Raw genomic sequence first — 21554 nt, forward strand, 5'->3', positions numbered from 1 at the left:
TAGGGGGACTGCCGGCGTAAGCCGGAGGAAGGAGGGGGCCACGGCAGGTCAGTATGCCCCGAAACCCCGGGGCTGCACGCGAGCTGCAATGGCGGGGACAGCGGGATCCGACCCCGAAAGGGGGAGGTAATCCCGTAAACCCCGCCCCAGTAGGGATCGAGGGCTGCAACTCGCCCTCGTGAACGTGGAATCCCTAGTAACCGCGTGTCACCAACGCGCGGTGAATACGTCCCTGCCCCTTGCACACACCGCCCGTCGCGCCACCCGAGGGAGCCCCCAACGAGGCTCCTTCATCCTTGGGTTACCCCAAGGATGGGGGAGACGAGTTGGGGGCTCCCGAGGGGGGCGAAGTCGTAACAAGGTGGCCGTAGGGGAACCTGCGGCCGGATCACCTCCTCCGGGGATGGGGTGTTCAAAGAGGGGTTGGGTTGCACCCACCCTGGCCAAACCACCACCCGCACCAGCAAGCCGCCCGGTGGATGGCTCGGCTCGGGCGCCGAGGAAGGGCGTGGCAAGCTGCGATAAGCCCGGGGTAGGCGCAGGCAGCCTTTGAACCCGGGATTCCCGAATGGGGATTCCTGCCGGGACCGAATAGGTCCCGGCGCTCCGGAGCATCCTCTGGAGCGGGAACCCCCCGAACGGAAACATCTTAGTAGGGGGAGGAAGAGAAACCAACAGGGAACCCCTGAGTAGGGGCGACCGAAAGGGGGTAAGCCCAAACCAAATCCCCACGGGATAACCGTGGGGAGATGTGGGGTTATGGGCCCAGGTACCGCCGGGACTGCCTAGCCGAAGTGGGCTGGAAAGCCCCGCCGTAGAGGGTGATAGCCCCGTAGGCTAAAGGTGGTCTGGCGGAGTCCTGGTGTCCCAGAGTACCACGCCTTGGTTTTGGCGTGGGAAGTTGGGAGCCACTGGCTCCCAAGGCTAATCACGTCCCGAGACCGATAGCGCACTAGTACCGTGAGGGAAAGCTGAAAAGAACCCCGAAAGGGGAGTGAAAAGAGCCTGAAACCGGGCGGCTAAAGGAGGGGCGGCCCGAAAGGGTTCCCTCCTCCGAAGGAAACCGGGGTGAACCCGGGAGTACGAGGAGGAGGGTCCAGGGTCGCCCCTTCCGTCTAGAAACACGGGCCGGGGAGTTCCCACCCGTGGCGAGCCTAAGGGGTTAAACCCCGAAGGCGTAGGGAAACCGAAAGGCCCGTAGCGGGTTAGAACCCGTGAGGGGCTGGGTCTTAATGGGCCCGTAGTCACGGGTGGGAGACCCGAAACCGGGCGATCTAGCCCTGGGCAGGGTGAAGCGGGGCGAAAGCCCCGTGGAGGCCCGAAAGGGTTCTGATGTGCAATTCGTTCCCATGACCTGGGGCTAGGGGCAAAAGACCAATCAAGCCCGGTGATAGCTGGTTCCCCCCGAAGCGGGTCCCAGCCCGGCCTCCCTGGAGGAAGCCCACGGGGTAGAGTACTGATCAGGGATGCAGGGGCCGAAAGGCTCCGGTCCCTGGTCAAACTCCGAACCCGTGGGCTCCGAAAAAGGGGGAGGCGGGTTCCTCGGGGTAAGCCTGAGGGCCGAGAGGGAAACAACCCAGACCGGGGTTAAGGCCCCTAAGTGCGGGCTAAGTGTCAACCTAGAAGGGTGTCCTCCGCCCAAGACAGCGGGGCCGTGGGCCTAGAAGCAGCCATCGGCTAAGAAGTGGGTAACACCTTACCCGCTGAGGCGGAGGGCCCCGAAGATGTCTAGGGACTCAAGCCCGCCGCCGAGACCCCGGCCCGCGGACCGTTGGTCCGCGTGGGGTAGGGGGGCGCGGCCATGGGGCAGAAGCCGGGCCGTGAGGTCCGGTGGACCCGTGGCCGATGCAGATCCCGGTGGTAGTAGCAGCGAAGAGGGGTGGGAATCCCCTCCGCCGGAAAGGACCAGGGTTCCATGGCAACGACAATCAGCCATGGGTTAGCCGGTCCTAAGGTGGGGCCTAGTTGGTACCCGCCGAAGGGGAAACGGGTTAATATTCCCGTGCCGTGGGGGTAGGTCTGCGGCAACGCAGGCCCCACCTCCGACGCCTCGGGATAGGGTGGGCGGGGGAATACCCCGCTTAACCGCTGAAGGCCGGGGAGTGCCGTAATGGCGAGAACCGGCTGAAGGCGGAAATAGCCGGGCCTTGAGCCCGGTCCACCCGACTCCTGGGGCCCATGAAAAGGGGGTGGGGAACGAGCCCCCACGACCGTACCGAGAACCGACACAGGTGTTCCTGGGTGAGAAGCCCAAGGCGGCTCGGGTGACCCCGGGCCAGGGAACTCGGCAAATTAGCCCTGTAACTTCGGGAGAAGGGGTGCCCGCGGTTCTGGCGGTTTCCGCTGGAACCGTGGGCCGCAGTGACAAGGGGGACCTGACTGTTTAACAAAAACATAGGTCCCCGCTAGCCCGTAAGGGTGTGTACGGGGGCTGAATCCTGGCCACTGGCGGTACGTGAAACCCGGGTACAACCGGGCGAAGCGCCGCTGAAGGCCGGGGGTAACTCTGACCCTCTTAAGGTAGCCAAATGCCTTGCCGGGTAAGTTCCGGCGTGCATGAATGGATCAACGAGGTCCTCACTGTCCCGGCCCGGGGCCCGGCGAACCCACCTCCGGGTGCAGAGTCCTGGGACCCCCGACGGGGCGAGAAGACCCTGTGGAGCTTTACTGCAGCCCGTCGTTGGGGTGCGGGGGAGGGTGCATAGCGTAGGTGGGAGCGATGAAGCGCGGTCTCCGGGCCGCGCGGATGCGCCAATGAAACACCACCCACTCTTCCCCGCACCCCTAACCCCGGGTAATCCCCGGGGGACAGCGGCGGGTGGGCAGTTCGGCTGGGGCGGCACACCCCTGAAAGGATATCAGGGGTGCCCAAAGCTCGGCTCAGGCGGGTCAGAGCTCCGCCGTAGAGGGTAAGGCCAAATGCCGGGCTGACTGCGCCCTTGAACGCAAGGGGCGCAGGGGGGAAACCCGGGCCTAGCGAACGCTCGTGCCCCCACCAGTGGGGGCCGGGCATGACAGAAAAGTTACCCCAGGAGTAACCGGCTCGTCGCGGGTGAGAGTTCCCATCGACCCCGCGGTTTGGTACCCAGACGTCGTCTCTTCCCATCCTGGGGGTGCAGCAGCCCCCAAGGGTGGGGCTGCCCGCCCATTAAAGGGGAACGTGAGATGGGTTCAGACCGTCGTGAGACAGGTCGGACTCTACCTGTCGGGGGTGCTGGCCGCCTGAGGGGAAGGTGCCCTCAGTACGAGAGGAACGGGGCGCCGCGGCCTCTAGTTTACCGGTTGCCCTACAGGGCAGAGCCGGGCAGCCACGCCGTAGGGGATAACCGCTGAAGGCATCTAAGCGGGAAGCCCTCCCCGAAAAGAGGCGGCCGCTCGGCATCTGGCGGGGAAACCCGCTGGGTGCCGGGAGAGGGTCCCCGTGGAAGACGGGGTTGATGGGGTGGGGGTGTAACCCCCGAGGGTTTTCCCGAGGGGGGAGCCCGCCACTCCCAATCGCCCCAGGTGCGGGTGGTGGGGTTTATGGGGTGGGTGTTTGTGTGGTTGGGGTTGGTAATCCTTATAAGGGGTGTTGTTTCTGCGGTTTCGTGGTTGTGACTAGGAAGCTAAGCCCTACTGGGTCTGTTGATCCTCGTGAGTTGGGTATTGAGTCGTTGCCCTACGTGGGCGTTATCGGTGGTTCTGGGCTTTATGAGGCTGGTTTCTTTGATGAGTTTTTTGAGGTTCAGTTGCACACGCCGTATGGCTTGCCCAGTGATAATGTTGTTGTTGGTCGCCTAGGTGGTGAGTGGGTTGCCTTTTTGCCTAGGCATGGTCGTGGTCATAGGTACCCGCCGCATAGGGTTCCTTATAGGGCTAATGTTTGGGCTTTGTGGGCGTTGGGTGTTAGGGTTGTTGTTGGTGTTAGTGCTGTTGGTAGTCTTAGGGAGGATTTTGCCCCTGGTGATTTTGTTGTTCCTGATCAGTTCATTGATATGACTAGGGGTAGGGATTACACGTTCTATGATGGTCCTAGGGTTTGCCACATACAGATTGGTCTTGAGCCTTTTAATGAGGATTTGAGGAGGTTGCTCATTGAGTCTGCCTCTAGGTTTAATAGGACGCATGGTGGTGGTTGCTACGTGTGTATTGAGGGTCCTAGGTTTAGTACTAGGGCTGAGTCCAGGGTTTGGAGGGATGTGTTTGGTTGTGATATTATTGGCATGACGCTCGTCCCCGAGATTAACCTCGTTAGGGAGTTGGGTATGTGCTATGCGTTGCTTGCTTTGGTTACTGACTACGATGTATGGGTTCCGCACCAGCCTGTTACGGCTGAGCTCGTGGAGAGGGTTATGGGTGAGAAGCTTGATTTGGCCCGTAGGGTCCTGGTTGACGTTATACCGAGGATTCCGAAGAACCTGCATGAGAGGTGTGGGGAGGTTTTGAGGAATGCCTGTGTTTAGTTTTGGTGGTAGGTACCCAATCGTGAGTATTGAGGATTTGGAGGCCCTCTACAGGGCTTCCAGTGTTGAGTTGGTTAGGAGGTTTGGGGCTAGGAGGGTTGGTGAGGGCTATGCGCTGCCGATCCAGGGCGTTCCCTGGTTCACCCTAATCGACCTCGGCCGTGATTATGAGTTGGGTGGTTTGGTTGTTAGGGGTGTCTCGCTGGTTAATGCGCCTATAAAGCCCTGGTTTGGTGTTGTTCTTGGTTTCTTAGTTGGTGATTTTGTGCTTGGTGTTTCCTTTGTTGGCCGTAGGGTTGTGGGTTGTAGGTCGTTTCCCCTCAACCCCCCGCTTGATCTTTGGGATTTGCCCAGGGGTGTTGTTTTTCCTAGGCCGTTAGCCGTTGTTTCCGAGGTTTCTGGTCTGCCCTTTGATGTTTCTGTTCCCTGGGGTTGTCTCGATGCCCTTGGTGTTTCTGTGGGTGGTGCCCGTACTCGTTACTTGCTTGTTTACTCGAACCTTGTTAGTGTTGGTGGTAGGGTTTTTGTTGATTTTGGTTCCTCGGGTGTTTCGTTTTAGTTTGTTTTTGGAGGTAAGGTTTATTAGGGGTTGTTCTTTTATTGCCTTGGGTTTGCTGGGCATGAGTGAGGATAGGCAGGGGGATGTGGTTGACGAGTTATTGTCTTCCCTGCTTGGTAATGAGGGTGATGCGCAGCAGGCTGTTATTGCTAAGGAGCAGGCGTTGGTTAGGGTTAGGGTTGAGAGGAGGCGTAGGCATTTGGTTACTGTTATTGAGTTTGATAGTTCTGATGTGAGGAGTATCGATATTGAGGGTATCGCGAGGGAGCTTAAGCGTAGGTTGGCTGCTGGTGGTACTGTTAAGGGTAACGTCATTGAGGTTCAGGGTGACCAGAGGGTTAGGGTTAGGAGGTTGCTTGTTGAGCTTGGTTTTAGGGAGGAGAATATACTGGTTGATGAGACTATCGTGGAGACCTGAATGGTTGCTAGGGATGAAGCCCTAACACACTTCCTTAGGGATGAGTTGCCCGGTAGGGTTTCGGCTGTAATCAACGGTAGTGATTCAGCATCAGTGCTCAGGGGTTTGGCTAATCTTTGTGTTGAGGTTTTGGTTAGGGGCTGTGGTGCCTTTGGTGTTGATTGCGGTGGTGACCCTAGGGTTGTGGCTTGGAGGGTTCTTGAGAGGGTTGTTGGTTTGAGTAATGAGTTTGTCCTGGCTAGGTACGGCGCGATTATGCTTTCGGCAGACCTCATTGCCTCCATGGGTGATTCATTGATTGTGGACATGCTCGTTAGGGATTTGGTTACGTGTGTTGAGAAGGTTAGGGTTTTGATGCTTAGGATGGTTGAGGAGGGTAGGCCGTGGGTTGAGATCTACGCCGGTGATTAGTTTTTTAAACTCCCTAGTCCCGTTCGTTGTTGATGTTTAGGGTTTTGACGTTGGAGGACCACATCAGGATTCCGCCCAGTAGGTTTGGTGAGCCCCTTGAGAAGGTTGCCTTTGAGGAGTTGTGGGGTTCCTACGTTGGTCGTGTTGAGAGGGATGTTGGTGTGTACGTGGCCGTCTTCGACATTGAGGTTAGTAGGAGGGGTGTTGTTATCTTTGGTGATGGGGCTACGTACAATAGGGTTCGTTTTAAGGCGTTGGTTTTCACGCCCCTGGTTAATGAGGTTGTTGAGGGTGAGGTTGTTAGGACTGAGGAGTTTGGGGCGTTCGTTAGGGTTGGCCCGATAGAGGCCCTGGTGCATAGGACGCAGATGATGGAGGACAACGTGGTACTTTACGATAAGCAGAGCGGTGCCTTCGTGGGTGAGCGTAGTAGGCGTAGGCTCGGTAGGGGTGATGTGGTTAGGGCTAGGGTTGTTGGTGTTAGCTACGTTAGCGCCGGTAATAGGGACATGGTTAGGGTTAGCCTGACCCTTAGGCAGCCCATGCTTGGTAAGCTTGAGTGGATTGAGGAGGAGTTGGGCGGTGGTAAGAAGAGGGCGCAGGCCAAGGCCCAGCAGAAGCCCTGACCATGGGCCTCATTGATTATAAAATCCGTGTCCGTGAGCTCTACGAATCCCTGGGACCCAGGTACGTGGACCTATACCTACGCGAGGGCGCCCTGGTCTACCTAGGCTTCCTCGAGGATTTCCAGCCCAGGGATTCCTCTGTGCTTGATGTTGGTTGTGGTGTTGGTGTTGGTGCTGGGTTGATATCGGGCGTTGCCAAGCGCTTTGTTTGTTTGGATATTGCCTGCGGCGTCCTTAGGTTCCCCAAGTCCCTGCCCTGGGTTGATGTTGTCTGTGCCGACGGTGCCCTGCCCCCAATTAGGCCTGGCTCTGTTGATTATGCCCTGCTGGTCAATGTGATTAATGCTGAGGGTGATGGTGCCGATGTGCTTAGGGGTGTTTTGGGGCTTGGCGCTGTGGTTTTCGCAGTGTCGCCTAGGGATGTGGATAATGAGCTCATTAGGGCTATGACCCACTAACTGATTTACCCAGTGACTTGACCCTCGATTCGTAGACCCTCCTCATTGATTCCATCGTGAGTATCCCGAGGAGCCTACCGTCATTACTCACCACGGGGACCCAGTTGATGCCCTCGCGGCTCATTAACTCCCATGCTTCGTATAGTGTCGAGTCTGGGTTTACGTGGTTCACAGCCTTTATATAGTCCTTGATTGGTCCCTTCCTGCCCAGTATGTCTGTTAGGTGTACTATGCCGATTAACCTATCGTTGTTGTCTACCGCTGGTAGTGATGTGTAGCGGTGCTGGAGCATCCTGTTGATTGCGTGATTAACGTCCTCACCAGCCCTAACCACGGGCTCCCTCCCTAACTCGCACTCGCTAACCCTGATGCTCATGAGTACTGGTACGCTGTACTCGCCCGCGTGGGCTGGTGAGTCCCTTCTTGTTGGTACCTGGGCTCTATAGATTGTGTTGCTTCCGGAGATTAGGTATGCTATGGCGACTGCGATCATTGCTGCCGGTAGTAGTTGGTAGCTTCCCGTCATTTCAACGACCATGAACATCACGGCTAATGGCGCCTTTGCCGCGGCGCCGAATAGTGCCAGCATGCTCACTATTACGAAGGGGGCTACGTTGGGTACTAATGATGGGAGTAGGTAGTGGAGGAGTAGGCCTATGTCGAGGCCCACGAAGGCTCCTATGACTATGCCTGGTGCGAACACGCCACCGCTGCCCCCTGAGCCTATTGAGAATGATGTGGCTAGGATCTTCAGGAATGGTAATGCCACCAGCAATGCTATGAGTGGGAGTATTGGTGATGTGAATAGGCTCAATTTTCCGAACTCCGCCAGGTCAACCCAGCCGTAGCTCGTGCCAAGCACCTCGGGGGCCACTAGCCCTATTAGGCCAGCTAATAAACCGCCTATTGCTGGTTTGATGTAGTTGTTGATGCGCCATTTCTTGAATAGGTCGTGGATTGCATAGAAGGTCTTGACGTATAGTATTGCGAAGAGTCCGTCGATGATGCCGAGCACTGCGTAGAGGGGTAGTCTTGCTGGGTTGAACGTGCCCACGTAGTAGCCAAAGATTGGTGTGAAGCCCACGACTGAGCCGAAGATGGAGTACCCAACGGCGGAGGCCACCAGGGCTGGGAAGAGGACCTCGGCCTCTATATCCCTCATGTAGAGGACCTCCGCCGCCAATAACGCACCGCCGATTGGTGCCTTGAATATCGAGCCAATGCCAGCCCCAATACCGATTGCGACAGCCCTCCTCCTATCCTCAGGCGGTAACCCAAGGAGGTCGGCTATTGCTGAGCCGATGCCGGCACTGAGCTGGGCCGTGGGTCCCTCCCTACCCGCACTGCCTCCCGACCCTATCGTTATTGCGGAGGCCACGAGCTTTATTGGGGGGATCCTCCTCCTAATCCTGCCCTGTAGTCTATGGTATGCGTTTATTGCTGCGTCTGTGCCGTGGCCCTCAGCCTCCGGGGCCCAGGTGTAGACTATGAGACCTGAGAGTAGCCCTCCGAGTGTTGTCGATATTGGTATTAACCAGTACCTAACCGCCCTGAAGCCGCTCGTTAATGAGCCTCCCTCGCCCAGTGGTTCTGGTATTGAGGCTCCAACGAGTAGTCCTAGGAATACGTGCTCCATGAGCTTTAGTGTGAAGTAGAAGGCCAGTGCCGAGGCGCCGGCAACAACGCCTATTATTATGCCTAGTATGAACCACTTGATGAAATAAGGTAGATCAGAGATTTTGGTAAGGCTCCCTGTTTTGGGTTGTTTTGTTGTGGCGTTGGTTTTATTTTCCCTGTTATTCATTACCTGCCTATCCCTTTATGGTTGTGCTTTTAAGGTTTAGTTGTATTGTCAGTAATATTTAAAAATGCTTCAGTATCAGTTTTAACTGATGGTGAAGTATAAGGATGTGATAGTTAGGGTTGAGTGCCTGTGGAAGCGGTTTGGTGATGTTGTTGCCAATGAGTGTGTGAGTGTTGAGGCTCGTGAGGGTGAGGTTGTCTCTATTCTTGGGCCTAATGGGGCTGGTAAGACGACACTGCTTAGGCAGGTTTATGGTGAGTTGAGGCCTGATAGTGGTGTGGTTACCGTAATGGGGCTTAGCCCGAGGAAGGCTAAGGAGAGGGGTGTTATGGGTGTTGTTCCTCAGGAGGCAACCCCATTCAACTTACTAAAGGTTCGTGAGCACGTGGAGATGCTTGTTAGGTTGAGGGGTGTGCCTAGGGGTGTGGTTAGGGGTTGTGTTGATGATGCCCTTGAGGCTGTTGGGTTGGGGGAGTATGGGGGTAGGTTGATTGATGATTTGTCGGGTAGCATGAAGAGGCTTGTGCTTGTGGCCTCGGCCATAGCCTGTAGGCCCAGGCTTATTATTTTGGATGAGCCGACGGTCGGTATTGATGCCCAGAATAGGAGGAGTATATGGAATGTGATTAGGGCGGCTAGGGATGAGGGGTCCACGGTCATACTGACGACTCACTATATTCATGAGGCTGAGGAGTTGAGTGATAGGGTTTACCTGATGAACAGGAGGATTATCATGGAGGGCTCGCCTAGCGAATTGAGGAAGGTGTTGCCCTGGGTTGAGGTTAGGGTTGACGATACGGGTGAGACGTTTAGGGTTGGTTGGGATGATGCTGTTGGCATAATTGATGATTTAGTTAGGAGGAGGGTTAGGTTTGAGGTTAGGGAGCCATCGCTCGAGGATGTGTTCATCAAGGTCTTCGGTGATCCTCATGAGACTGAGTAGGGCTATGGTCATATCAAAGTACATATTGCTCAGCAGCAGGAGCTGGGTGTACGCTGGGGTTGGCTTCACGCTAATATTCCCAGTACTATGGCTAACCCTACTCAGGATAGTGGGGAATCCCCAGTACTTACAGTACTTCATGGTGGGTACGGTGGTTAACACAAGCTTCCTAATACCCTTCATAGGCACTGCCCAGGACATGGCCTACATTAGGCGTGGTTCAACAATATACACGGTGCTCTTCTCAAACGGGGCTGACCATTGGGACATTGCGCTGGGTTACATAACCCAGACCCTACTATTAACGCTACCATCCATCGCATCACTCCTGCTACTATCCATGGCGATACTTGGGGTGCGTTATGGCGTGGCGCAGATAATGACTACTCTGGCAACCGCCTTAGTGATTGCACTCTCCTCATCACTCCTCGGCTACGCACTGGGTATTGGGGTTAGGAACTACAGGATTACCAACCAGGTTAGCCAGGTAATACCCTGGCCACTACTACTGCTGGCCCCTGTCTACTACCCAATAACCATACTGCCCCAGGCCCTTAGGTTAGTCAGCCTTGCCCTACCGACAACGTACATGGCCCTTGCCATACACGGCTCACTTGTTCTTAACCCAGTGGAGCTCTTTAGGGGGTTGCTGGGTTTGCTTGTTTATTCCTCAGCGTCGATCTTAATAGCTAGGTATGCGGTGATTAGGGGTGAGGTGAATGGTTGAGTTCGTGAGTTTAAGGGTGGAGTCCGTGGAGGACTTGGTGAGGGTTGGGAGGGCTTTGTCAAATCCGTTGAGGGTGAGGATACTGCTAATGCTGGCGAGGAATCCAACGTTCATACAGGACGTGGCCCAGTCACTCCACATACCCTACGCCCTAGCCCACATGCACCTGAAGATACTGGAGGAGGCTGGTCTAGTGGAGGGGTCCTACGTGGTGGAGGAGCGCCCGAAGCCGCACCTGAGGAAGGTTTACAGGGTGAGGGACTTCAGGCTAGTCATAGACAGGGAGTTGCTGGAGCGCTTGGCGGAGCGGTACAAGTAAGGTGGTTGTTGAGGGTAGGCGAATTAGGATTAAGAATAGCGCTGCCCTGGTCAATGTTAATGCCGAGAGGGTTGTGGGTAAGGTTGCGGGGGGTAAAGCGTTAAATACTGCGTGGTCGCCTTGCTTGCAATGAGGAATCGGGGTGAGGTTCTCAAGATATCCTTCTCAGCCTTTTTCGCGGACCTGGGTTACCAAGCGGCTGTGGTTATGTTCCCACTAATCTTCGTGATCTACCTGGGGGCCCCAATGTGGCTTTACGGCATTGCCGAGGCTATTAATTACGGCCTAGGCAGCCTAATGGCGTTCCTGGGGGGCCTGGCTGGTGATAGGTTTGGTAGGTGGCGGGTGGCCGTACTTGGCAATGCGGTGATAATATCTGTTTCATTCCTCGGCTTCGCCAGATATTGGTGGCAGGCCCTGTTGATCTTCATGGTTGGTTGGTGGTTTAGGAACTTCAGGACACCGCCAAGGAGGGCAATGCTAACCGAGGTCACCGACCCAAGCGAGAGGGGTGAGGCCTTTGGTTTACTCCACGCCCTGGACATAGCGGGGGCTGCCCTATCTATCACGTACACGGCAGTCCTGCTCTACCTTAGGTTCCCCGTGGAGTACCTACTATTAATAACGGCTGTGCCGTTGGTCGTATCGACACTGCTCATAACCCTTGTCAGGGCTGGGCGTGGTGCTAATGCGGGGTCCATATCCATGGCCGAGTTTAGGAGGTTGGGTAGGGCGTTGTGGTTGATTGTTATCTCCACATTCTTCTTTGGCTTCAGCCAATATAGCTTTGGCTTTCCCGTGATAACCACTGCGGAGTTCACGCATGAGGATTACCTAGCCGTGATAACCTACGGAGTCTTCCTAGCAGCCTCCTCGCTCTTTGGCTACGTATTCGGTAAGTCCAGGGTTAATGAGTACGTGGGCCTCTCATTCCTGGGCTACCTACTTGGCGTCTTCGCATCGTTGGGTTTCGCCTTATTGTCGCCGTTGGGTGTGGTTGGTATATACCCGGCGGCCTTCCTGCTCGGTGTTGCCGTGGCCGCCACCGAGACCTTCGAGCCAACAATAATATCTAAGGTGGCACCTGAGGAGAGGATGGGGTTGGGCATGGGTCTCCTATCCTTCGGTAGGAGTGTTGGTATATTCCTGGCTAATACTGTAATGGGCCTCCTATACCAAATACACTACTCCTACGCTTACTACTTCGCCGCAGCCAGTTCCCTGGTGTCGTTTTTAATAGTTTACCTGCTACTGATGAGGGTGGTGCCCGGTGGGTAGTTGCGAGGATGAGTATGTTAGGTTGGCTAGGTACTGCGCCGAGAGGGAGTCTGAGCTTGCCAGGTACAAGAGGTTGTCCTACGAGTACCTCCAGGAGATAAGGAGGTTAACGTTATTACTCTCGGCGACCCTATCCCACCTCAAGACGCTCATGATGGTTACAAACTATAGGAGCGAAGCCATGGAGAGCGAGGTTAGGAGGTTGGAGGAGGAGTTGAGGGTTTACATGGAGACATACGTGCTCGAGTCGAGGGAGGCTGGTGGAGGTAGTGAGGGTGCAAGCGCTTCCGGCAGTTAGTGACGCCGCAATATTTATAGGCGATTAGGTTGGTTCGGGGCTAATGGCCGTGGAGGCCATATACACAACATTGCTTGAGGTTTCCATACTAATCCTAGTGGCTGATTTGGTTGGTGTATCGTTGGTTAGGTTTGGTTTGCCTAGGGTTGTTGGTGAGTTACTCGTTGGTATTGCACTAAGCCCCTTCGCAATTGGTGGTTTGATAAATGCCTTCTTTCATGTCAATTTATTCGCCATAAATGACTACCTAATCTTCCTAACGAACCTCTCGGTAATACTGCTACTCTTCGCCTCGGGCCTTGAGCATGGATTATCGACGCTTAGGGAGGGTGGGTTTTACGGCGTTTTGGCTGCGGTGTTTGGTGCCGTTGCTCCCTACGTACTCGTTTATTACACGTTAATAATGATCGGTGTTAATGATGCGACATCATCAATCATTGCCTTATCAACGGCCCCCACAAGCCTTGCTGTTGTAGCTGGGATAATTGAGCGTGAGGGGCTGAGGGATCTACCCAGCACTAAGGCTTTGATTACGGCGGCGTCTATTGATGATGTAGTCGCCCTCATAATGCTGTCACTGATCCTATCAACTGTTAATGGGTCTATGGGCTATTCAATGTGGCTTAAGGCTCTCGGTATTGTTGCCCTGTGGGTCTCGATATTCCTGGTCTCCGTGATCCTAATACCGAGGATCCTAAATAGGGTTGGTGGGGGGTTGATAATTTACGCGGCCATGGTAGTGCTTTTCGGCCTAGTACTATTAATGACCCTGCTGGGTTTTTCCGAGGTTATTGCGGCGTTCATAGCCGGCGTGGCCGTTGCCGAGAGTAGGTACTCGGTTAGGGTCGATGAGCTGATTAATGCACTCCTGGTGATCTTTGGCTCAATATTCTTCATAAGCATTGGCATGCAGTTAAACCCCGCCTACCTGGTTGATCCGTACGTAATTGTTGTCGGTGTTGTCGTGTCTGTGGTAGCTATGCTTGGTAAGGTGATTGGTGTATACCCATTCGCATACCTGAGGCTTCGTAATTCCAGGGACGCCATCGTTGCCTCCTACGGTATGATACCCAGGGGTGAAATGGGTCTTGTGGTTGCGTCCATAGCCCTAACCAGCGGCTTAATAGATATGGGTGGGTACGGCGTGATAGTTCTCATGGTCCTCATAACAACAATACTCGGCTCCACAATCTATAGGCGCGGCGCCATGAGACTTAGGAGTACTCAGCAGCTGCAACGCCCCTGATCACGGCATAATCGTACAGAGCCCTCAATGCCTTAGCCGCAACCTCTAACCTATCGTATATCGGTACACCAGACTCCTCCAGCTTAGCCCTGAACGTCCTCGCGTCCTCATTACCACCAATACTGAAAACCACAATGGGTTTTCCAAATCCTGTTGCGTTTATTATGTAATTGGCAAGCCTTGGGGTCATACCTGGTAACTGCATTTGTGCCGATATTAGGGCCATGTCAACGTGATTCGTGGGTAGTACGGTGTCTAGCACAAACTTGTACATGGCATCTGTGGCGCTACCCGTCAAATCTATTGGATTGCGTGTAACAGCTAATGGTGGCAATTGCTTCCTAAGAATTTCCTGCAAGCTCTCCGAGAGTTCTGGTACCTGCAGTCCACGCGTATCTAACGCATCAACTGATTGTATACCCATACCTCCGCTGTCCGTTATAACCAACACCCTGTTTCCCCTCGGTAGTGGTTGTGTCGCCAGGGCCTTGGCAACCTCCAATGCTTCGAATAGGTTGTTGACCTCTATGGCGCCAGCCTGCTTCAGCATTGCTCGGTATATTTCGTAGTTGCCAGCCAACGCGGCTGTGTGGGACTTAACTGCCCTGCCTGAGGATTTGGATCTACCGGCTTTGTAAAACAATGATTGGCTTTGCCTTGGTTATTGCCTTCATGGTCTTCATCAAGGCTTTGCCCTCTCCTGGTTTTTTCAATCCCTCAATATACATAACGAGAACCTTTATGTTGGGATATCGCTGGCCAGGTATTCGAGTAGTTCTGCTTCGTTTATGTCGAGCTTGTTGCCGTAGTTTACGGCTAAACCAACGCCGATATTCCTCCTGGCAGCCCAATCAAGGATTGCCGCAGCCACGGCACCACTCTGGCTAATTAGGGCTATTGGGCCTGGTCTTGGTCTCTCCATCCTATTCTTCGGTATAAAGAATGTGTCCAAACCATTAAACGCATTATAAACACCAATACAATTAGGACCGAGTATTCTAACTCTGCCCTGGGCGTTCTCTTTAACCTCCTCCTCAAGCCTAGCGCCAGATCCCCCCTGTTTCACTAAATCCGCCGCTAATTATTATGGCAACCCTAACACCCTTCATGGCGCATTCTCTCATTATCCTTGGTACGGTTGGTGCCGGGGTCACTATTATGGCTAGGTCTACGTTTCCGGGGACATCAAGTACCGACTTGTAAACCTTACGCCCAAGCAACTCGTTATAGCTCGGGTTCACCAGGTAAACCTCGCCCTTAAATTTCTCCAGCAATGTCCTGGTTATAACAGCACCAACACTCCCCTCCCTCAATGTAGCCCCTATCAATGCTACGGTTCCTGGATTAAATAGGACCTCGAGTTTCGGATCCACAATATTGATTAATGGCTTGTGGGTTATTACGTATTACCACTTTGCATTGGTGCTATCAATACCGGGAACCAATCCTCCCTAACCACCGTGACATCCTCGTAGTTGTACACGTACCTGAGGGCTACCTCTAGGTATAGGAGTGTGGGTAGCGCCGTTGCTGGTGTTGCGTTGCAGCTGTACCAGGTGTTTAGTGGCTTTATTGTTCCGTTCATTGCCGATATGTTTATCGCCATGTATGTGGGATTACCTGGGCTTACGATGATTGGTGTCGAGAGATTGCAGGTAACTTCCTGGAGCCCCTGCTGTGTTATTGCAGCTATATTGAGCCTGCTTATGTTGACCGTGCCCATCGGTATCATTTGGAATATGTACATGGTGATCAGCGGTTTTGATAGGTTGGCTATGTATGGTATTGCGCTTATTATTGAGGAGTCCTGGGTCGATATTTGGAAGGTTGCCCTCCTAGACGCCTCATTATTGATTATTGCGGTTGCATTCAACCCATAGGTGTAACCGGATTTCGTGAGGTTAGCCAAGTCACCCGGGCTCCCTGACGCGCCCAGCCCTGGCGCGATGATCGTCGATCCACTGGGTCCCTGATATACCATAACTAGGAAGTAGGATCCACTGGGTATCTCTGTGTTTATTGTTATGTTCGTCCCAGTCCTGGGTATGTAAATGTTTAGGTTTGTTATTGGTAGGTTGAAGTTGTTCTGCCCAACTATGACGAGTAGGTTCTCGCCAACACCAAGGTACGCGTTGGCTGTTATGTTTAGGTAGCCCGTTATTGTGGTTATGGGCGATGGTATCGAGAGTATTAGGGATATGGATAATACGGTGCCCACAAGTATTATCAAGCCACCAAGCGCATAGGCAGGCATGCCCCTTACCATCGGGGCGTTATCTCCTCGGTACTATTTAACCACTTCTCCCCAAGTCCTAAGGGCGGTAATGCGAACCACAATCAATGAGTGAGTTTACGGGGAGTTATGGCGTTTTAGGAATTTGCAAACATGGACTCGCCCCTATCGTTTATGAAGCCCACCCTAATCACATTATCGGCTATTGTCTCAAGGGCATCGACATGCGACGTTATTATCACAGTCCTAACCCCATTATCCAAGCTCCTAATCCAACCGGCTATCCTACGCCTATGCTCCTCATCGAGGTGCTCCGTGGGTTCGTCAAGTATCAGCAATGGTACCAGGCCCATGACTACACGGGCTATTGCGTACCTAAGCATTAGGGACACAAGGTTTCTCTCCCCAATGGATAGGGATTCCGCGGGTAATTCAACCCCATCAACCCTCCTGACCATGATTTCATAATCCTCACCAACCTCAATCGAGGCGTACGATGCCTTATGCATCAACTCCCTCATCATGATTCCCAACTCCTCATTTACAGAATTCAGAAACAGCCTCCTAACGATTGGCTTTGCATCATCCAAGGCCTGCTGAAGCTTGCCCAGAACATCCGCCGCACCTGTGTACCTATTGATTTCGACCCTAAGGGTCTCCACCTCGTTTGTTCTGTTGGTTATTTCCGCCTTCAGTCTATCAATCTTATCCCTCAAAACCCCAACCCTACCCCTCAACTCACCAACCTCCCTAAGCAAGGCATCCCTCCTCTTTCTCAATTCCTCAATAACCTCCCTAACCTCACCCAACTCCCTAACCCTAGCCTCCAACTCCCTAAGTCCTCCCTCAAGGTCGGCCTTAGCCCTGGCAATATCGCCCAACCTCCCCTCAATCTCCCTAACCCTGGCCTCAAGGTCACCCGCACTGGCCAATTTACCCCTAATTTCCGCAATCTCAACCTTAGCCCTATTAATGCTATCAAGTTCATTATCCAACCTAGCGAGCTCAGCCTCCACATTATTTAGTTCCTTCGTAACAGCCTCCTCATTGATGCCCGTGATTGAGTTAAGCTCGGAAATCAAGGACTCCCTCCTCCTACGTAAGTCATCGAGTGAAGCCCGAATCAAACCCTCCTTCCCCAGCTCAGCCTCCAGCTCCCTCAACTCAGCCTCAACACCTGCCAACCCCTCCAACTCACCACCTAACCTGTTCACCCTGTCAGTGAGCTCCTGAGCCCTCCTACCCAGCTCCCTCAACTTCAGCTCCCTACTCGCCACTAATTCCTGGGCGAGCTCGCTACTTAATGGTCTACCGCACAGTGGGCATTTACCTCCACCACCGCTCAGTAGGTTTAACTCGGTCCTTACGTGCTCGATCTCCGCATTAACCCTACTTAACTCATTCCTAGCTTCCTCAAGCTCGGTCTCCACAGAGACCCTCCTCGCTAGTTGTCTCCGTAGCTCCTCAACCCTGGGTTTTAGATTGATTATCCTCTCGAGCTCGCTATTCAACTCTGTAAAGGACTTATTGACCTCGTTTAACTCCCTATTTATGGAGTCAACCCTACGCCTAAGCTCCCTAGCCAGGGCGAGCCTATTCCTCAACTCATCACGCTTCCTCGTGAGCTCCTTAATCCTATCTCTAACCTCACCCTCCCTAGCCACCAAGCCCTCCAGCTCCCTAACCCTACCCTCAAGTCTGCGAATATCCTCTAGGGCATCCCTCAGCCTGTTCAGTTCTTTCGTTAGAAGCGATTCCTCATTCATCAGGGACTCAACCTTACCCTTAAACTCCAGGTACTTGCTTTCCAGCTCCCTCAGCTCATTCTCCTTGATCACCAACTCATTCAATTTATCCTCAACATCCCTAAGCTCAACCTCCCTAGCCTCCAAATCCCTAGTGACACTACCAAGCTCCCTCTCCAATCTATCAAGCTCCTCCCTCCTCAAGCCCAATTCCCTATTGAGAACCTCCAACCTACCCCTGAAGCCCTCAACAGTCGCACCAACCCTCCTAAGGGCCTCCCTAACAACATCCTGCCTTGCCCTCTCAATAGCATCAAGCCTAAGCAGGGTATCTAGCTTGAACTCCCCCTTCCTGCCAGTCCTCAGTATATCCCTAATCTCCCCCTGCCTAACGTAGAGTAGTTCGGAGAACGTCTCCATGCTTATCCCCGTGGTCTTAACGACAAATTGCGTAACCTCCCTATCCCTCGCGGCAACCCTCCTACCGCTCTCGTCAATAACGTACGTTTGCGACTCCAAGGTCTTCTCAGTATTGAACACCCTCTGGACTAGGTACCTACGCCCATCAATCCCCACGTACTCAACACGTATTACCGAGCTCGAGGCACCACGCCTAACCAAATCACCAAGCCTATACCTACCCCTAACCCACTCCGAACCGTAGAGGGCTATGGCTATTGCCTCGAGGAGGCTCGTCTTACCTGCACCGTTAGGTCCATGTATGAAGTTTATGCCCTCGGTAATGATGGCTTTACCCTTCACTATTGACCTGAAGTTCTCAACCTCAACCCTCGTTATCATCTGCCACCCCCCAACCAATCCGTTATAGCCCTACCACCCCTCAATGGTACATTAACGAGTTTCTCGAGGGTTGCGATAGCGCCATCCTCATCATCAACCCTAACCCTCTCTATAACATCCATTAGGGCATTGACCCACTCATCATTATTAACCCTCGACCTAAGGGCCTGCCTAATTATCTCGTTAATGCCACCGAAGACCTGGCGCGGGGCCTCCTCAGCACCGCGCCTCTCGAGGTTCAGCCTAATGTCAACCCAGGCCCTGCTGAATAACCTCCTCAATTCGTTCACGCTGAAGTCCCTGGTGGAGTAACCACTGGATACCGCACCCTCAATCTCCAGGATTATCAGGGAGCCCTTGGAGTCCATGTTGCTTGCTATGTACGAGACATCACCCCTGACAACGCTTGGTTTCGCCTCCTCATACCTGACCCTAACCCTCACCAACCTCCTTGACGGGCCCAGCCTGACCTGCCTAACCCTAACCCCGTTACTACCAACATCAAGGACTAGGAAGCCCTTCAGGTCCGTGTCTTTAACCTTCCTGAGCTTACCATTCACATACTCGTAAACCTCGAACTCCCTGGCATCCCAAATCTCCAAGGAGCCTGGGTATACGGCATTGAGCCTTGGGTGCCTCAACCCATGCTCGTGAATGTGCCCAACGGCTATGTAGTCGAGGTTTAGTTGGGATAGGGGTTTCTCGTTGATCATGAAGACATCCACATTGGGCATTGGGTATACGTAGGGTGCACCCTCTATGTACTGGTGAATCATCGCAATGTTGATGCCATTACCCCTCAGGCTGTTTATCGAGTTGACTAGTTTGTTCTGCATGTCGGTGTAGACAGTCCCAACACCAATCAACCTGACACCGCCCAAGTCCCTATAATCATTATCCAGGTAATCAATCAACCCCATACTATGTAGGACGGTGAGTGGGTTCTCCATCGGATTTATCACGGATGCGTCATGGTTACCCCTAATACAGAAAATCCGAATGCCAGCCTCCCTCAACCTCGTCAAACCCCTTATAGCAGTCACGTAAATGCTTGGTGCGGGCCTTTGCGTATCAAAGAAGTCGCCACTGATTATGACGGTGTCCAAGCCCTCACCCTCCCTCAACCTGAGTATTTCATCCACGGCCCTGAGGAATGCCCTATTGTAATCCTCAAGCCTATCCTCAAGCCCGTACTGCCTATGGCCCAGGTGCACATCGGCCAATTGCGCAATCAGCATCTCACTCACCAAGTTTGACTAAGCCATCCTTAATTGCCTTTGCCACCAAGGCCACAACATGCGGGCATGGCTCACTAGTTGAGCCACAGGCTTCGCAGCTCCAAGTGCCCTCGGCGGTTCTCACCTCAACGTGGGCATTACCAACCCTACCCCTCAGGACTCCCATGTCCATGGTGACGCCCTTAACGTCGTCCATTAGTGATAGCGCGGTTAGTACACTATTAATACCAACCTTGGTGTTTAGGAACTTCTCAACCCTACCCCTAACCTCGTTTAAATCAGCGTTTAACCCCCATGCCCTGCTCAGATCTATGTCCGAACCTCCATAATCGAGGACACGATCTCTAAGCCTTATGACCAGTGGTAGTGGCGTGATTGGGCCGACCACAATACCCTCCCCAGCGTCCAAGACGGGTATTAACCTGCCTAACTCCTCGCTCAACACCTCACTGGCACCAAGCACAGCCGCTATATCCCTCTGGTTCACAAGTCTCAGTATTATTTGGCTATTACACTGGCTTAGGGCGTCAGGGTCCACCTTGGACGGTCTCTGGGTTATGACGACCAAGTAAACACCGAATTTACGACCTTCACCCGCTATCCTGGACACAACGCTTAGACTTAGTGTGCTCCTCACGGACCTGGGTGGTGCGAACCTATGGGCCTCCTCTAGAATGACTACGACTGGGAATGGGTACTTAGGACCTGGCAAACCCCTAACCTGGTTAACCCTAGCCCTAAACACCCTGCTTAACACGTGGTAGACCACGTGGTCCTGAACCTCATCGCTCAATCCGGCGAGGTTCATGATGGTCACCGTACCCGGCCTCAAGACCTTGGTTATAGGCAGGGACCAGTATGTGTAAAGCCCAAGTCTCCTTAGTTTCCTTAGGTACATCCTGGTGCTCACAAGTACGGTCTTCCTAGCCTTGCTATCGATTACGTCCTTAAGCTCATTCAATAGCTTATTAACCTTATTCCTACCCTCATCATCCAGCACGGCATTGTACTGCTTGATTAATCGATCAATGTTGACATTACCATCGTGGTTCAGGAACTCATTAATTATCCTAACCATCATGTCGAGGGTGCCCAGACGCTTAATGCCCGTGTGCTTTACAATGGTTCTAATTAGTGAGTGTAGTATGTATATTACGTACCTAATCCTCGAGGCGCCCCTAGGTACTCCGGCAACGTTTGCTAGCACCTCGGGCTGGACCTTGACGATGTTTATCCTATACTTAAGATCACCGGTCTCCCTACTTGAGGCATCTATTACCTGAACCCTACCGATGAATTGCGGACCAAGCCTTGAGATGCTGTTCTTTATGTTCACGTACTCCCCGTGTGGGTCTATGACCAGTATTGTGGCGCCCTTCTTCAGTAACTCCTCTATCAGCACTATTGATGACCAGGTCTTGCCATTACCCGTGGCCGCTATTATGGCTAGGTGCCTCCTCAACCCATTCATGTCCACGCAGTACGGCACATCCGACCTAAGCAGCAACCTACCAATACAGAGCGCCCTCTCTGGTTCAACCCTAACGAACTCACTAACCATCCTGGCGTCAGCCAGGTATACAGGCGTTCCTACGCTGGGTACAGACCTGGGCATGTATATTCTGCCGCCGTACTTATAACCGAGCACCATAACCCTGGCCTGCACAACCTCAATAATGCTCTCCCTGGGCATGTCGGCAAGTGCGTCAGCCACGTAACCATCAGCCCCGATCCTGTATGGCTCACGCTTTATCCACAGTATTTGCCCAAGCACGTTGACGCTCACCTCCCTACCATCTACATAGTCCTTCATGGATGCGTAGACGTAGTCGTACCTATTGACGCTGCTGTCCCTCTTTATTGAGATTATATAGATAAATGGACTCTCCACACTAACGATGTAGCCAATCTCATTAGCCATAATGGCTAGTCAATAATCGACTAGGGCGTATTTAAGGTGATGCTTAAGGGCGTTAAGTGGGGAGGTTACTGAAAGTTTCAATTAATC

The 21554-nt window shown here is 53.4% G+C and carries 20 protein-coding genes, 2 rRNA genes and 1 pseudogene; 15 read left to right on the forward strand and 8 right to left on the reverse strand.

Translation table 11 applies throughout. The features are described 5' to 3' along the window. From B7L70_RS05315 to B7L70_RS05350, 8 genes are all read left to right on the forward strand, one after another. Positions 1–397, forward strand: a 16S ribosomal RNA gene (locus B7L70_RS05315); the annotation flags it as partial. A gap of 53 nt (positions 398–450) precedes the next feature. Then, positions 451–3515: ribosomal RNA gene (locus B7L70_RS05320) — 23S ribosomal RNA — on the forward strand. 72 nt (positions 3516–3587) lie between these two features. After that, positions 3588–4442, forward strand: coding sequence for an S-methyl-5'-thioadenosine phosphorylase (locus tag B7L70_RS05325; RefSeq protein WP_369907337.1), 855 nt, complete (start codon positions 3588–3590; stop codon positions 4440–4442). Beyond that, positions 4429–5001: a hypothetical protein gene (locus B7L70_RS05330; protein ID WP_081226854.1), complete on the forward strand. Its 573-nt coding sequence runs from the start codon at positions 4429–4431 to the stop codon at positions 4999–5001. Before B7L70_RS05325 ends, B7L70_RS05330 begins: the two co-directional genes overlap by 14 nt. A gap of 46 nt (positions 5002–5047) precedes the next feature. Beyond that, entirely contained in the window at positions 5048–5419 is a 372-nt protein-coding gene (locus tag B7L70_RS05335; protein ID WP_238376118.1) for a translation initiation factor, read from the forward strand. Continuing rightward, positions 5420–5830: a hypothetical protein gene (locus tag B7L70_RS05340; RefSeq protein ID WP_081226855.1), complete on the forward strand. Its 411-nt coding sequence runs from the start codon at positions 5420–5422 to the stop codon at positions 5828–5830. A gap of 32 nt (positions 5831–5862) precedes the next feature. Then, the gene (locus B7L70_RS05345) at positions 5863–6456 is read left to right on the forward strand and encodes a DNA-directed RNA polymerase (RefSeq protein WP_081226856.1); all 594 of its coding nucleotides are present in this window, start codon (positions 5863–5865) and stop codon (positions 6454–6456) included. 2 nt (positions 6457–6458) lie between these two features. After that, a complete protein-coding gene (locus tag B7L70_RS05350; protein ID WP_081226857.1) occupies positions 6459–6914 on the forward strand; it encodes a methyltransferase domain-containing protein in 456 nt (151 codons plus the stop codon). Here the strand turns inward: B7L70_RS05350 and B7L70_RS05355 are convergent. After that, positions 6901–8718, reverse strand: coding sequence for a chloride channel protein (locus tag B7L70_RS05355; protein WP_081226858.1), 1818 nt, complete (start codon positions 8716–8718; stop codon positions 6901–6903). The two genes, B7L70_RS05350 and B7L70_RS05355, sit on opposite strands and share 14 nt — an antisense overlap. 88 nt (positions 8719–8806) lie before the next feature. On the opposite strand from B7L70_RS05355, the gene B7L70_RS05360 reads away from it, so the two are divergent. Genes B7L70_RS05360 through B7L70_RS05385 form a run of 7 tightly spaced genes read left to right on the forward strand, consistent with a single transcriptional unit; the run spans position 8807 to position 13529 of the window. Continuing rightward, positions 8807–9661: an ABC transporter ATP-binding protein gene (locus B7L70_RS05360; RefSeq protein ID WP_081226859.1), complete on the forward strand. Its 855-nt coding sequence runs from the start codon at positions 8807–8809 to the stop codon at positions 9659–9661. After that, a complete protein-coding gene (locus B7L70_RS05365; protein WP_202908692.1) occupies positions 9648–10388 on the forward strand; it encodes an ABC transporter permease in 741 nt (246 codons plus the stop codon). The genes B7L70_RS05360 and B7L70_RS05365 overlap by 14 nt, the downstream gene beginning before the upstream one ends. 4 nt (positions 10389–10392) lie before the next feature. Beyond that, entirely contained in the window at positions 10393–10707 is a 315-nt protein-coding gene (locus tag B7L70_RS05370; RefSeq protein WP_238376119.1) for a winged helix-turn-helix domain-containing protein, read from the forward strand. 1 nt (position 10708) lies between these two features. Continuing rightward, the gene (locus B7L70_RS14120) at positions 10709–10840 is read left to right on the forward strand and encodes a hypothetical protein (protein WP_255408848.1); all 132 of its coding nucleotides are present in this window, start codon (positions 10709–10711) and stop codon (positions 10838–10840) included. Next, positions 10837–11985 carry an MFS transporter gene (locus B7L70_RS05375; protein WP_081226861.1) on the forward strand — a complete coding sequence of 383 codons (1149 nt, stop codon included), beginning with the start codon at positions 10837–10839 and terminating at the stop codon, positions 11983–11985. Before B7L70_RS14120 ends, B7L70_RS05375 begins: the two co-directional genes overlap by 4 nt. Continuing rightward, the gene (locus tag B7L70_RS05380; protein WP_081226862.1) at positions 11978–12283 is read left to right on the forward strand and encodes a hypothetical protein; all 306 of its coding nucleotides are present in this window, start codon (positions 11978–11980) and stop codon (positions 12281–12283) included. The genes B7L70_RS05375 and B7L70_RS05380 overlap by 8 nt, the downstream gene beginning before the upstream one ends. Before the next feature lie 43 nt (positions 12284–12326). Continuing rightward, complete coding sequence (locus tag B7L70_RS05385; protein WP_081226863.1) at positions 12327–13529, forward strand: cation:proton antiporter; 1203 nt, start codon at positions 12327–12329, stop codon at positions 13527–13529. On the opposite strand, the gene B7L70_RS14270 is transcribed toward B7L70_RS05385, so the two are convergent. The 7 genes and pseudogenes from B7L70_RS14270 to B7L70_RS05410 form a co-directional block, all read right to left on the reverse strand. Next, on the reverse strand, positions 13498–14079 hold the full coding sequence (locus B7L70_RS14270) for a hypothetical protein (RefSeq protein WP_369907338.1): 582 nt from the start codon (positions 14077–14079) through the stop codon (positions 13498–13500). The two genes, B7L70_RS05385 and B7L70_RS14270, sit on opposite strands and share 32 nt — an antisense overlap. Beyond that, positions 14071–14451: pseudogene (locus tag B7L70_RS14275) on the reverse strand (CoA-binding protein); the annotation flags it as partial. The pseudogene B7L70_RS14275 and the gene B7L70_RS14270, both read right to left, overlap by 9 nt. Positions 14452–14569: 118 nt before the next feature. Further along, positions 14570–14902, reverse strand: coding sequence for a CoA-binding protein (locus tag B7L70_RS14280; protein ID WP_369907336.1), 333 nt, complete (start codon positions 14900–14902; stop codon positions 14570–14572). 26 nt (positions 14903–14928) lie between these two features. After that, on the reverse strand, positions 14929–15795 hold the full coding sequence (locus tag B7L70_RS05395) for a hypothetical protein (RefSeq protein ID WP_081226864.1): 867 nt from the start codon (positions 15793–15795) through the stop codon (positions 14929–14931). Between the two features lie 104 nt (positions 15796–15899). Continuing rightward, the gene (locus B7L70_RS05400) at positions 15900–18308 is read right to left on the reverse strand and encodes an AAA family ATPase (RefSeq protein ID WP_081226865.1); all 2409 of its coding nucleotides are present in this window, start codon (positions 18306–18308) and stop codon (positions 15900–15902) included. Then, on the reverse strand, positions 18305–19546 hold the full coding sequence (locus B7L70_RS05405) for a DNA repair exonuclease (protein ID WP_081226880.1): 1242 nt from the start codon (positions 19544–19546) through the stop codon (positions 18305–18307). The genes B7L70_RS05400 and B7L70_RS05405 overlap by 4 nt, the downstream gene beginning before the upstream one ends. A 1-nt stretch (position 19547) precedes the next feature. Continuing rightward, a complete protein-coding gene (locus B7L70_RS05410) occupies positions 19548–21467 on the reverse strand; it encodes an ATP-binding protein (protein ID WP_081226866.1) in 1920 nt (639 codons plus the stop codon). Between the last annotated feature and the right edge of the window lie 87 nt (positions 21468–21554).

The organism is Vulcanisaeta sp. EB80 (genome assembly GCF_002078205.2).